Genomic DNA, 13,061 nt, shown 5'->3' with positions numbered 1-13,061 from the left:
TTTCAAACCAGCGACCCCAATTGCACCTCTTTCCCGGCATCGAACAAGTAGAGCATCTTTTCATCCACTTTGATGCGCAGAATCTTTTCGACCGCTTCCGTATAAAGTCGGATTTGTACCCCATAGCGTTTCGTCATTTCACGGATCAGCGCCTTTTCTTCCTCAAAGGAAGGCAAAATTTTATCCGTTTTGTAATCAAGAAGCACCCATCTTCCATCCTCATCCAGCATCAGGCAATCGACAATCCCCTGAATGATTTGGGAATCGCCGTCCGCATCTTTCACGCTTAATGTGAACGGCACTTCCCGGTACAATTTTTGCGCATGGCTGAACCGCTGTCCGATTGGAGTCTGGAAGAAATGCAACAGTTTTTCCAGCTCGATTGCTTTCCGTTCTTCTTCCGTAATCAATTGTTTATTGGCAAGCCCATCAAGGAATTGCTGCGCTTCCTCCATGTTTTCAAACCCTTGCTGCGGCACATGTTGCATCACCGTGTGCATCGCTGTCCCGATTTCCGTCGCCGTCAGCTGTTTTTCTTCCATAAACAATGGCCGCTTCACAAGGGATTTACCGCGTTTTTTTAAGATGAGCTTCATGATCTCCGCATCCTGCTCTTCATCCTGCCGCAAGTTTTCAATGCGCTTCATTTCGGATACGCTTGTTTTCGATTTTTTCTTCGTCGCCCATTCAAACGGGTATGCGTAAGTAAATCGGCGGTTGAGCTCTTGCAGCAAGTGTTCATCCACTTCTTCCATTTGTCCGTTGGTTGCCGACTCTTCCGCTTCCAACGGTTTTTTCAGGAACGTTTCATTGGAGATGACACTCACTTTCCAGGTGGACGGATGCGGTATCGGCATGTATTCTTCATCACTGAATTCTTTAAAAGCCTCATGTCTGCTGATGGCTGGACCGATCCAATCAAGGTAACTTTTTGCTCCCGCCCTTACATAGTCCGGCAGCATCTCATTGTGGGGCAAGCTTTGCATTTCACACCAACTGTGTTTCGTTTTCTCCCAATCTTTCACGGAGCCGACGAGAATGAGACGCTCTTTCGCCCGGGTCATCGCCACATATAAAATCCGCATTTCCTCAGCAATCATTTCCAATCTTTTCTTTTCCTTCATGGCCAAGAACGGCAATGAAGTGTACATGATCCGGTTGTCCGGGTCGATCGCTTTCACTGCAAGACCGTAAGTTTGATCAAATAGATACGGTTCGTTGAAATCCTTCAGATTGAATTTGTTGCCCAGTCCCGCCACAAATACAACGGGATATTCAAGCCCTTTGGATGAGTGGATGGTCACTAAACGGACCACATCATCCTTTTCTCCAATGGCTTTGGCGATGCCCAAATCTTCTCCGCGGGCTTTCATTCGGTCGATGAACCGCAAAAAGCGGAACAAACCGCGGTAAGAAGATTTTTCGAAAGTCAATGCCCGGTCATGGAGGGCACGCAAATTGGCTTGTCTCTGTTTGCCGTTGGACATGGCGCCAACCATTTCATAGTAATGGGTGTCCAAATAAATTTTCCAAATCAAATCGGAAAGGCTGCCTCGCCGTGCCATATCCCTCCACGTATCAAGCTGCCGCAGAAACTTCTCAAGTTTGGATTGGGTTTGGGCTTCAAGTCCTGAATGGCCCTGTTCAACAAATTTTTTGACCGCCTCGTAAAAAGGCGCGTTCTTTTCGGTTAAACGGATCAGCGCCAATTCATTTTCCGTAAGCCCCACAAATGGCGCCCTTAAAACCGATGCCAATGGAATATCCTGATACGGGTTGTCGATGACTTTCAACAAATTCATCATGATCATGACTTCCAAAGCATCGAAATACCCTTTCGAGCTTTCCGCATATAACGGGATATTGGCCGCCTTGAATTCCTCGATGATATCGTTTGACCACGTCATGGAACGCATCAAAATGACGATGTCGCTGTAACGCAACGGGCGGGTTCTTTTCGCCGGGTCTTTTTGTTTCGTATCATAAACGGTCGCCCCGGCCTCCATCAATTCTTTGATGCGCTGAATGATGTAGCGGGCTTCCTGCTGGGATTTTTTCATCTCTTCTTCCAAGATGGCTTCCAAATCCTCTTCCTCGTCACTTCCGGATGAAGCATCGGGCTGTTCTTCGTGGATGATGGCCAATTCCACCGGCACTTCTTCCTCATTGTACGGCGCGCCCGGTTTCAAAGCCGCCTTCTCGTCGTAAGTGATTTCCCCGACCTTTTCGCCCATCACCTGCTCAAAGATGCAGTTCGTTGCGTGGAGGACTTCCTTCCGGCTGCGGAAGTTGGCATTCAAATCGATTTTTAAACCGCTTGTTTTCGGCTCTTCCTCAAAGGTTAAATACTTATGTAAAAAGAGCATCGGTTCCGCCAGACGGAAACGGTAAATGGACTGCTTCACATCCCCGACCATGAACATGTTGCCATTGCTTTCATCGCCGCGTTTCACCAGTTGCAAAATCGTTTCTTGCAACATGTTCGTATCCTGATATTCATCCACGAGCACTTCTTTGAACCGCTTTTGAAATTCCAACGCGACAGGAGACGGCTTGATCTGTCCATCCTCTTCCACCGTCAATATTTCCAGGGCGAAATGTTCCAAATCCGAAAAATCCATGATGCCTTTTTCCAGCTTTGCCTGCTTAAATTTCTCGCCAAATTTCAGAGTGAGTTCGACCAATGTTTCGATTGCCGGTGCCATGAGGCGGATTTCTTCAATGAGCCGCTCCGGCTTTCTTGCAAAATACGTTTCCTGGATTTTTTTTACGACCTCTTTCGCCTTATTCCGTTTATCCTGCGCTTTCTTCTTCAATTCCTCATCGCAGGAATCTTTCGCCACCCGGGCAAGGGTCTCCCATTTCAACGTTGTAAAGAAATCGTACGCTTCTTGCCAGGAAGAACGGATGCGCCGCAACGCCTCCTGAATGAGCGCCAAATCCAATTCCACCGTCGCCCCATAGGGGTACGGACCATCCGGCATCAAAGCATATTTTCTGACCGACAAGAGATGAGACTTTGCTTCCTCCAACTGAAATTCAATGGCATTTTTCACATGTCCGATGAAAGGCAACTCATCCACCGTGATGTAATCCGGAAGCCGGTATTGCTCCACAAGGGATTGTAGCCATTTTTTCGGTTCCGGATGCACCATTGCATTGTCATACAACTGTTCGATGAGCTTTTCAATTTCCTGGTCATCCCGGTCGGAGGTGAAACTGTCCACCAACCGGTAAATGCGGTTCACGTCCGAGTCCTCTTCCGCACTGTAGGCTTCTTCCATGACGTCTTTTATCACATCATCCCGCAATAAAGAGATTTCCCCTTCGCTGGCAATGCGGAATCCCGGATCAATGTCAATCATGTATGCATATTGCCGAACGATGGATAAACAAAAGGAGTGCAATGTGGAAATTTGCGCTTTATTGACAAGGCTCAACTGCTTCCGCAAATGGGCATTATGCGGATTCTTCGCAATTTCCTTTTCCAAGGCACCGGCGAGTCGATGGCGCATTTCCGCTGCTGCGGCGTTTGTAAAGGTCACGACGAGCAGTTCGTCCACATCAATCGGATTTTCCTTCGAGATGACTTTTTCAATCATCCGGTTGACCAGCACCGCCGTTTTCCCTGAACCGGCTGCAGCGGAAACGAGAATGTCCTGCCCCGTCGCCCAAATGGCTTTCCATTGTTCGTCAGTCCATGTGGCGTCCTTTGGTTTAGAAGGAATCGGATTCATCAACATTCAACTCCTTTCGAATTTTATCAATCACGTTCGGCAGCTTGTCCGCCTGCAACCGCAGATATTCGCCTTCCGTCGGGTCGAATTGGCACACCGACTTGAACTGGCAATAATCACAGGCCGTTTTGTTTTTCAACTTAAACGGCCGGATGGAGGTGTCACCGCTTAAAATGGATTCCCCCGCTTCCTGGTGTTTTTTGCGGACAAATCGGCGCAAATCCTGCATCGCATCAGGAGGGACCACTTTCGAAGTTTTGGCAAATTCCTGCTTTTTCGTAATGGATACCGGAATGATGATTGACTTGCCATCCTCTTCCAAACGTTCATCCATTGCCATCACAGCCTCCTGGTCTTCCGCCAGCAGCCCTCTCATTTTGAACATTTTCAGCCGTTCTTCTTCGACCTGCATTTCATTTAATTCTTTCTCGATTTTTAATAGCGGATTTTGCACATGGACGTAGAGCACTCCTGCCGGCAATGCCGATTCTTTCAACAAGATGAACGAGTTTTCCACCGCCACATCCAAATACGTCAACAATTGCAAAGATAGGCCGTAGTACACTTCATTCAAATCCAAATCTTTGCCCGATGATTTATAATCGATGACGCGCAAATACGTTTTGTCCCCCACTTTTGCATAGTCAATCCGGTCGATGCGGCCGCGCAATTGCATTCTTCGTCCGCTTCTTAACGGAATTTCCAATGGCGGCAATTGTTCTTTCGGACCAAAAGAAGCTTCCACGGCAACCGGTTTGAAAAATGAACTTTTCGCATGATGCGTCAAGGCGACCATCGTTTTTTCGATGATGCGCATGAGTTTCCGCTGAATGTAGCGGTAACGGGAACTGCTTAATAAGATTTGGTGGGAGAAGGCCGGCACAATCCGTTCCACCGCCTCACGGGCAAGATATGCGCATTGTTCCCGCGTCAATTTATTCCATGGCAAATTCAAACGGTTCGTTTCCATGGAAATCCATTTCAATGCTTCATGGAACAAGTCCCCCATTTCAAAGGTTTCCAGCCGGAACTCCGGCCGCTGTTCCAAGCGGAGGCCATAAGTTGCAAAATGGGCAAATGGACAGCTGAAATATTTTTCAATGCGCGACACGCTGGAAGTCAATTCATCCCCGTACAATGCTTCCGTCAACGGCTTTTGCAACGGTTCCGAAACATTTTTCTGTTTGAGCGGCTTCATCACAAGGTCAAGCACCGGTTTCCATTCTTCGCTCCGTTCATAAAATGCCTTCAACGCTTGCCATTCCGGTGCCAGTTCCTCCGATTCCGCCTGCTTCAACTGGGTCATCAGGTAGGCAAGGGAAGTTCTCGGATGGCGCAAATATGAAAGCACATGGGACCGATCCCACTCTTCAATCGGATCGACGAAAATCCGTTGTTGAGGCAGCGTGCTTTCACCATCCACTTCAAACAAATTGAGCAACCGCTGAACATATAGGGATGGCAATAGCGCCTTGCTTTCCTCGTCGCTGCTTGAATAAGTCACATACAACCGGTCCGTCGGAGAAGAAAAGGCACGGTAAATGTAGAAGTTTTCTTCCATTAAACGGTGTTTCGAAGTTGGGAACAATTCCATATCAATGCTTGAAAACCATTCCCGATCCGAGTCGTTCATCAGCCCTTCATAGTCGATCCGCATCGGATACACCCCGTCATTCACGCCGATGACGAACACGACTTTCATATTGTCAAAGCGGGAAAACTCCAATTGGGAAACCGTCACTTCATCGATGGCCGGAGGAATTTTGGAGAAAGTGAGGGTATTATAACCTTCATCCAAAATTTTCGCGGCCTCCTCCACCGTCAAAGGCTGGTCACCAAACATGACAACGAATTGTTCAAGCACATTCACCCATTGGTTCCAAGCCTGGTCATGTTCCATCGCTTCTTCCAAACGGCCGCTTTCCAGCTCTTTATCTTTCAACGCCTGGAGTTTTTCGAACACTTGCAATTCATCCATGCAGGAGAATAAAGCAAAGGCGATTTCCTTCCCGTTCCGGGCTTTCTTCAATTCCCGCTCCAATTTCAGCAATGGCTCCCGGACATACCCTTTCATTTCATCAATGATCGCTTGGACCTTCTGTTCTTCATCGGTCTGTCTTTTTGAAACATACTCCAGACCGCGGTATTTTTTATAAAACCATCGATCATCCTGCATCCACCGATCCCCGTAAATTCCTTGGGCAATGACGAAGTTTTCGAATAGATCCGCCTTCTCCCGCATTTCTTTCACATCGGAATGGAGCGGGAAAAATAAATCCGTTTTCACACTGCGGAAAATCGGCTCATATTTCCAACGGGATGTGACCACTTCCAAAACGGAACGGCTGAATTCAATTAATGGATGATGCAACATCGGCTTTTTCTCGTTCGTAAAAACAGGAATGTCGTATTGGGCGAAAATTGTCGAAATCAACGGATCATACACTTCCGCTTGCCGATACATAATCCCTATATCACGATAACGAATGCCCTCCTCTTGCACCAACCGTTTTATTTCCCGGGCAATTCCATGAACTTCTGCCCGGCGGTTGGATCCTTCAATGATTTGGACAAAACCTTCCGCTTCCAACTTATCCGGAACCGGCTCATGAAACTCTTGTTCCACATGCCGTAAATCTTTATTTCGATAACGATGCACCGTTTGCATATGTATGCGCGGTTCGATTTCAATCCCAAAATTTATCGCTTCTTGCCGCAATTTGTCGTACATCAACGCCGCGCGATGGAACACCGCCTGCTCATCATCTTTATCCTTTTCATCTTCAAATGGAAGAACCACCGTCACCCGTTTGGTCAGTGCCAACAGCTGCTTGATGATCTCAAACTCCCGGACGGTAAAGAAAGTGAATCCATCGATGTATACATGGGTATCTTTCAATTTTTCGGAGTTCTTCATTTGCCGGATTAAAAACGGGTACAGTCCGTCCCCTTCCACATACCTGTCTCCCAATATTTCTTCCAATTTTTGAACAATGATTTGCAAGTCCTTCGTTTTCGCAATCAATGTATGAGGAGCTTCCGATTGTTCAAATTGGCCGATCGCCACTTTCAACGCCTGGCTATCGATGTTGAACTGATTAAATTCCCTGATCATCTTTTCAATTTCTTCCGTAAATCCCGGTTTGTCCGCAGCTTGGCCGAATAAAGCAAATTGGTCTTTATTCTCTTCCAGCAGCCGTCTCAGGAGCATGCGATAGCCGATTTTATCCACTTTATCTTTGGCGATGCCCCCGGTTTCCTGCAATATATGCCAGGATAATCGCTTGAAAGTCATGACCTGGGCCCGAATCAAACCTTCGATCCCATAGTGGTTCGTCAGCTGGTATTCCGTCGAAAAGGACATTTGATCCGGAACGATCAAATAAATGGGGGGACCAAAAGGATTGGATTTCACTTCTTCCACAATTTCACGGTGTATTAAGGCCGTTTTTCCTGTCCCGGCCCGTCCGCTGATGATTCGTAATGACATGCCGCTCCTCCTTCTTTATGGAAAATTGTAATATAATTATAGTATATTTTTTCATCGATTCGTCACCTGACGATAATGAAAAAAGCCCCGAAAATGTCTGATTTTCGGGACATTGCGGAAATTTTGCCACACCGCTCATTCTTTGGGCGTCATTTTCAGCTTCTTTTGTTTTCTGATTTTCGAAACTTCTTTCAGCTCTCGTTCAACGCGTTTATTCAAATATTTTTCAATGATTTTTCCTATGATCCACAGCAGGACAATGGCCACGATGACGAGGATCAATTTGATTGGGCTGCGCAACAATGCCCCAATATCATACCCGAGCAAACTGATGGTCAAAATCATGACAAATTTTCCGGTCAACAATACAACCAAATAGATTTTCTTCTTTATATTGGATAGTCCCGCGACAATATTCACCAGTACCGACGGGGTGAAGGGAAAACACAACAAGATAAACAGCGGGGCAATCCCTTTCATATCCACCCAACGGATGAGCTTCTGCATTTTCTTATATTTGATGAATTTTTGCACTCTCGGATATTTTCCAAATTGCCGGACAAGCAAAAAGACCGAATAGGATCCCGATACGGTTCCAACCCAGGAAAGCAAAAATCCCATCCAAAGACCATGGGAACTGGCATTTGCCACGACAAACGCCACCAAAGGCAGGAATGGAAGAAAGGCTTCCAAAAAGGGGAAAAGTAAACCAATAATTGGTCCCAGGGTCCTGTACTGCGCTTCCAAAGCTTCGATGTTTTCAATGGTAAACCAATCACTCACATGTTCCACCTCTATCGATACTGAATAATTAAATGCAAGACCGTCACTTGATCGGTTGGATTTTCATACTGGTGGGGCTGATTGGCGGAGAAAAGGAGGGTTTCCCCTTCCGTCAAACTTTCCCGCATTTCCCCGCATTGGACTACGGCTTGTCCTGCAATGACCGTCACCGTTTCCTCCACCCCTTCCGTATGCGGTTCACTTTTATGGGTCACCCCGGGATCCATTTCAATTTTATAAAATTCCCATCCCCTTTCCGGGTCATAGGGAATGATGGAGTAAACGCGATATTTTCCGTCCTCTTCTGAAACGTATGTAGTTGGATCCACGCTATATTTTTGAAAAAACGTTTTTGGCGGCTGCAGGAGGGATGAAAAAGAAATCTTTAATCCTGCGGCAATTTTCCATAAAGTCGAAACGGTCGGATTCGCTTCCCCTTTTTCAATTTGGGCAAGCTGAGCTTTGCTTACATCAGTAGCTTTTGCCACATCATCCAAACTTAAACTGCGCTCTTTCCGGATTTTTTTTAATTGCATGCCAATGTAGCGATTCATTTGTTCCATTTTTTGTTCCACCCTATTGTCTATTTTAAAAGACAAATGTATACTATATAAAACGAAAGAAGAATATTCTGACGATTTAATTATAATACGTAATTAGCATTAAATGGTAAACTTTAGACCGATTTTCTTCATCATTATAGTACACAAATGGATCCCATTGTACTGTAACGAATCGGTGTTCATAAAGTTGCAACAGGGGATCATGTATCTCGAAAATTCGGATGAAAGGGTTGGATGGCGTGGCAACGGAAATCAAAGAAATGAAAGAAATTGCAAAAACTGCGACGGAAGATTCGTTCTTCCAGGGAATGAAAGATTGCATTCCCACATTGTTAGGTTACATAAGTATCGGTTTTGCCTTTGGAGTCGTAGGGATTGCTTCAAAATTATCCGTTTTGGAGATTTTTCTCCTGTCGGCTCTTGTGTATGCCGGAAGCGCCCAGTTCATTTTTGCCGGGTTGTATGTGGCCGGCGCACCGATGTCCGTCATCATCATCACCACGTTTATCGTCAACTTGAGACATTTCCTCATGTCCCTGACTGTCGCCCCATACTTCACCCGCTATTCCGCATTGCGCAATGTCGGTTTCGGTTCTTTGCTGACGGATGAAACCTTTGGCGTTGCAGTGACGAAAATGGGGCGGGAAAAACAGCTGGGCGGCCGCTGGATGGATGGTTTAAATTTGACCGCCTATTTGACGTGGATTGCCGCCTGTGTTCTTGGGGGGCTTGTCGGAAACTGGATTCCAAACCCTAATCGATGGGGCCTTGATTATGCCTTGGTGGCGATGTTTATCGCGCTGCTTGTACTGAATTTGGCGAATGCAAGCAGAGGGAAGCTCATGCATTATTTGAAGTTGATTGGCTGTGTGTTTGGCGCCATGTACATTCTTTCTTATTTCATGCCGAGCCATTTGGCGGTGCTTTTATCCACCGTCATCGTGGCGACGATTGGGGTGATCACGGAAAAATGACGACAACGTTATTGATGGTTTTATTAATTTTGGGATGCGCCCTCGTCACTTGGTTGCCCCGCGTCATTCCATTTATTTTGGTGCGGAATCTTGAATTGCCGCAAGTGGTGTTGCGCTGGCTGCAATTTATTCCTGTTTGCATTCTGAGCGCGCTGGTTTTTCAATCATTATTGAATACGGAAGGCAAATTCGTCACGTTGAATGGGGAAAACACGGTTGCTTTTGTGCCCACACTGCTCGTTGCCCTTTGGACGAAGAGTTTATCGAAAACGGTGATTGTCGGGGTTTTGACGGTGGCAATTTTGCGGAATTTCTTTTAGAAGGGAATATTGGATAGGAAAGGGCGAATGGAGAAGGTTCGCTCTTTTTTGTTTTTATGGCTGTGGTGTGCGATCTTGCGCGGGCGGGTTTGTTTTTAAATGGATATGTTGCCCGCTTGCTCGGATAAACCATGCTCTTGCTCGGTTGCGGTCCACCCTTGCTCAGATAAATCATCCTCTTGCTCAGATATGCCATAAACACCCCAATTTTATATAAAAAAAAAGGCTCAATTCCCATCTTCAGGAATTAAGCCATCTTGCACATTCTATTCAACCACCAGCAAACCGATCCGGTAATGGTCTTTGCTATATACTTCATGCTGCGTCAAGCGCAGTTCATTTTTATGATTCAACACTTCCAATTTGCAGTAGGCGGCATTGATTTGAAGGGCTTTATACAACTCCAATTCATTATGCACTTCCATTCCGTTCACTTTGCGGATAATCTCTCCGGCCTGCAGCCCCATTTTTTCCGCCGGCGAATCCGGCAATACCGCTGCAATCATCACGCCGCTTGGACGGGCAGAAACCGCATACACATCCCGGCGTTCGCGAACTTTAAAAATATATGAAATCAATAAACGGAAGAATGCCCCTGCAAACACCGTCACTACCGCCGCGATTGGATAAAAATAGCCGACAAGTCCGCCGATGAGAACCAATTCTCCTAAAATAAGAACCGCCCTTGATAATTTAGGATAAACATATAGCGGCAAGGAACGTCTTGTCAACTGTTGGAATCCTACAACAAAAGGGAATAAAACCAAAGAAAATTGCTGGTGGTTCAATGAAAATTGCGGCCACCAAGGAAAATAAGCATCAATTGCTTGTCCGGGCACAACGAAAAAAATCGGCAACAGCCACAATTTTTTCGTAAAGAAAGCGACGCCATTCAATCCCCTTTTCGATTTTTCAATCATCGGTGATGCGTAATTCATGCCATGTTTCTTGATTAAACGGCTTTCCGCAATCAGCAATAATCCTGCGACCAAAGCGCTTGTCACAGCCGCACCTTCCATCACGTCCACGCCCTGGATCGTCAACCCCAGCCATTCAAACGACCAATGTTGATCATACATCACCATTAAAGAGCCGAGGCTTAATCCCATCAGGACGATAGGCGAAAGAAGATGGAAATTGTAAAGGAGCAGGCCGAGGATACTGAAGGCCGTCACAAAGAATAACAATTCGATGGATTGAGTTAATCCGAAAAGCAGGGTAAGCACTGAAATCATAAGTGCGAACCAGATTCCTTCCTTAATGAGGCCGATCAATTCCGTCCAACCCCACAAAATCCGGATTTTAAAGAACTTTCTTTCCCTTTTGACACGGACGTATCCCAGTACAATCGCCATCAATATGGAAAGATATAATAATGGATTCATAAACATTCTGCCAATTGCCTTCAACAGTTCCAATAAAATCTCAATCACTCATCCCACCGCCGTTTCCTACTAACTACTGTTCATTGTATCAAAGTAATAAAAATTTGCGTAGGGGGAAATCAGGAATTTATTAACAGAAATGATTTCCATATAGAAAATGACAGGAGTTTTATGGATTTCTTTGAAACAAAGGTAATTTCATCACTAAAATATATTTACAACCAGGCAAAATCCATAAAGACATTCACCGCCCTAAAGATCTGAAAAAACCCGTCAAACATTAAAGAGCAAATGGGAAAACCTCATTGTTTCCGCCATTTGCCCTTCTCTCACAAATCCGCTATATATTCCCTTTGATTTTGTGCAACATGACGCTCAAGCCCATTTTCAACTGCACATCATGTTCCATGTCTTCCTTATATGAAGCCACTTGATTGCGGATGCTTGCGAAGAATTCATCATCCATATGCCGTCCGCTTTCGAGATCGTGTTTCTCCCGATAGGAGGCCACCGCTTCCGCCGTTTGTTCATCATAAAACCCGTCCGTTCTTGACAAGTTGTATCCCAAACCGCTCAACACTTTTTGAACATAGGCCACTTCTTCGCTATAATCCCCTTCCGCGAATTCACCCCGGAGCGGCATGATTTCCATCGCAAACAATGGATGTTGCTCCACTTCAATGTCCGATTCGATGCCTTTTCCATGTATCCATTCCCGATCAGGAGTCAGCCATTTATTTGTAGATAATTTCAATTCCCCGCCATTTTCCAAATCGTACGTTTCTTGCACCGTTCCTTTTCCAAAGCTCTTGAGTCCTACAATGATTGCCCGGTTCCAACTTTTTAACGCTCCCGCCATCACTTCGCTGGCCGATGCACTGCCCTCATTTTGGAGAACAACCAACGGAATCGTCTTCATTCTTTTTAAATAATCGTCATCCACATCCAGCTTTGCCGTTTTGATTGCTTCCATCGTTCCTTCCGCATTTTGCATATATGCGAAAATGTCCCCTTCTTTCCCGATGCTACTTACGACGCCCGCGACGCTATGTAAATAACCTCCAGGATTGTCTCGCAAATCAACTATCATGCCATCCACTTTTTCCGATAACAGCCGTTTCGTTGCTTCCACCCATTCTTCCACCGTGTCTTCCCCGAACATCGAAATGGAAACATAGCCGATTTTTGATTCTTCTATTGGAATGACTTTCCATTTCACTGTCTGGTTATCAATTTCCGCCCGCTCCACCGTGATTTTTATATGCCTGTCTGTGCTTGGACGATAAATGACCAGCGACACTTTTTCACCTGGCTCTCCTTGAATTAATTGCAGCAACTCCCCAAGGGTTTTGCCTTCCAAACGGACGCCATCCACTTCCACGATTTCATCAAACGGACGGATTCCTGCTTTTTCAGCGGGAGATGATTTCACAGGTGAAACGACGATAAATCGCCCATCCTTTTCCGTAATTTCAATGCCGATGCCTACCCGCTGCCCTGCCAAAGACTGGCGATGAATGGCCGCTTCCTTTTCCGTATAATAGGTGCTGTATGGATCCTTGATCGCTTCCGTCATTCCCCTTAAGGCACCTTCAATCAATTCCTCATCTTTCGTATCAAACACCGATTTCTCTTTGATCAGGGTAAAAGCCTGGTCAATGACCGGGATATTGCTTCCTTTCAAATCCGTTTCCTGCTTTGTCACGCTTTTCCAATACACAATGATGGCTAACAACACACAGATGATGGCAAAAATGAAAAAAAATCGACTCTTTCGCACTCACTATCCTCCTCTCGTTCAATTTATGT

General features: G+C 45.8%; 8 protein-coding genes. 2 read left to right on the top strand and 6 right to left on the bottom strand.

Features of this window, described 5'->3' with window-relative positions:
- Nucleotides 1-2 precede the first annotated feature (2 nt).
- The 4 genes from addA to NST13_RS15725 all read right to left on the bottom strand — a co-directional run bounded on the left by addA (nt 3) and on the right by NST13_RS15725 (nt 8,573).
- Nucleotides 3-3,740: a helicase-exonuclease AddAB subunit AddA gene (gene addA, locus NST13_RS15740; RefSeq protein ID WP_342581050.1), complete on the bottom strand. Its 3,738-nt coding sequence runs from the start codon at nt 3,738-3,740 to the stop codon at nt 3-5.
- Nucleotides 3,718-7,227, bottom strand: a complete 3,510-nt coding sequence (gene addB / locus NST13_RS15735; protein ID WP_342581049.1) for a helicase-exonuclease AddAB subunit AddB — start codon at nt 7,225-7,227, stop codon at nt 3,718-3,720. Before addB ends, addA begins: the two co-directional genes overlap by 23 nt.
- Nucleotides 7,228-7,362: 135 nt before the next feature.
- Nucleotides 7,363-8,010 (bottom strand): TVP38/TMEM64 family protein, encoded by a 648-nt coding sequence (locus tag NST13_RS15730; RefSeq protein ID WP_342581048.1) that lies wholly within the window; start codon nt 8,008-8,010, stop codon nt 7,363-7,365.
- A gap of 11 nt (nt 8,011-8,021) precedes the next feature.
- On the bottom strand, nt 8,022-8,573 hold the full coding sequence (locus NST13_RS15725; protein ID WP_342581047.1) for an XRE family transcriptional regulator: 552 nt from the start codon (nt 8,571-8,573) through the stop codon (nt 8,022-8,024).
- Nucleotides 8,574-8,833: 260 nt separating this feature from the next.
- On the opposite strand from NST13_RS15725, the gene NST13_RS15720 reads away from it, so the two are divergent.
- The gene (locus NST13_RS15720; protein ID WP_342581874.1) at nt 8,834-9,547 is read left to right on the top strand and encodes an AzlC family ABC transporter permease; all 714 of its coding nucleotides are present in this window, start codon (nt 8,834-8,836) and stop codon (nt 9,545-9,547) included.
- On the top strand, nt 9,544-9,867 hold the full coding sequence (locus NST13_RS15715; protein ID WP_342470119.1) for an AzlD domain-containing protein: 324 nt from the start codon (nt 9,544-9,546) through the stop codon (nt 9,865-9,867). The genes NST13_RS15720 and NST13_RS15715 overlap by 4 nt, the downstream gene beginning before the upstream one ends.
- Nucleotides 9,868-10,133: 266 nt before the next feature.
- Here the strand turns inward: NST13_RS15715 and NST13_RS15710 are convergent, their stop codons facing one another.
- Nucleotides 10,134-11,300 carry a PDZ domain-containing protein gene (locus NST13_RS15710; RefSeq protein ID WP_342581046.1) on the bottom strand — a complete coding sequence of 389 codons (1,167 nt, stop codon included), beginning with the start codon at nt 11,298-11,300 and terminating at the stop codon, nt 10,134-10,136.
- A 292-nt stretch (nt 11,301-11,592) separates the two neighbouring features.
- Entirely contained in the window at nt 11,593-13,032 is a 1,440-nt protein-coding gene (locus NST13_RS15705) for a S41 family peptidase (protein ID WP_342581045.1), read from the bottom strand.
- Between the last annotated feature and the right edge of the window lie 29 nt (nt 13,033-13,061).

Source organism: Ureibacillus sp. FSL W7-1570 (genome assembly GCF_038593265.1).
In the GTDB taxonomy this organism is placed as follows: Bacteria; Bacillota; Bacilli; order Bacillales_A; family Planococcaceae; genus Ureibacillus; species Ureibacillus suwonensis.
Note: the sequence above shows the minus strand (reverse complement) of the source record. Positions and strands in the feature narration are given on the sequence as shown.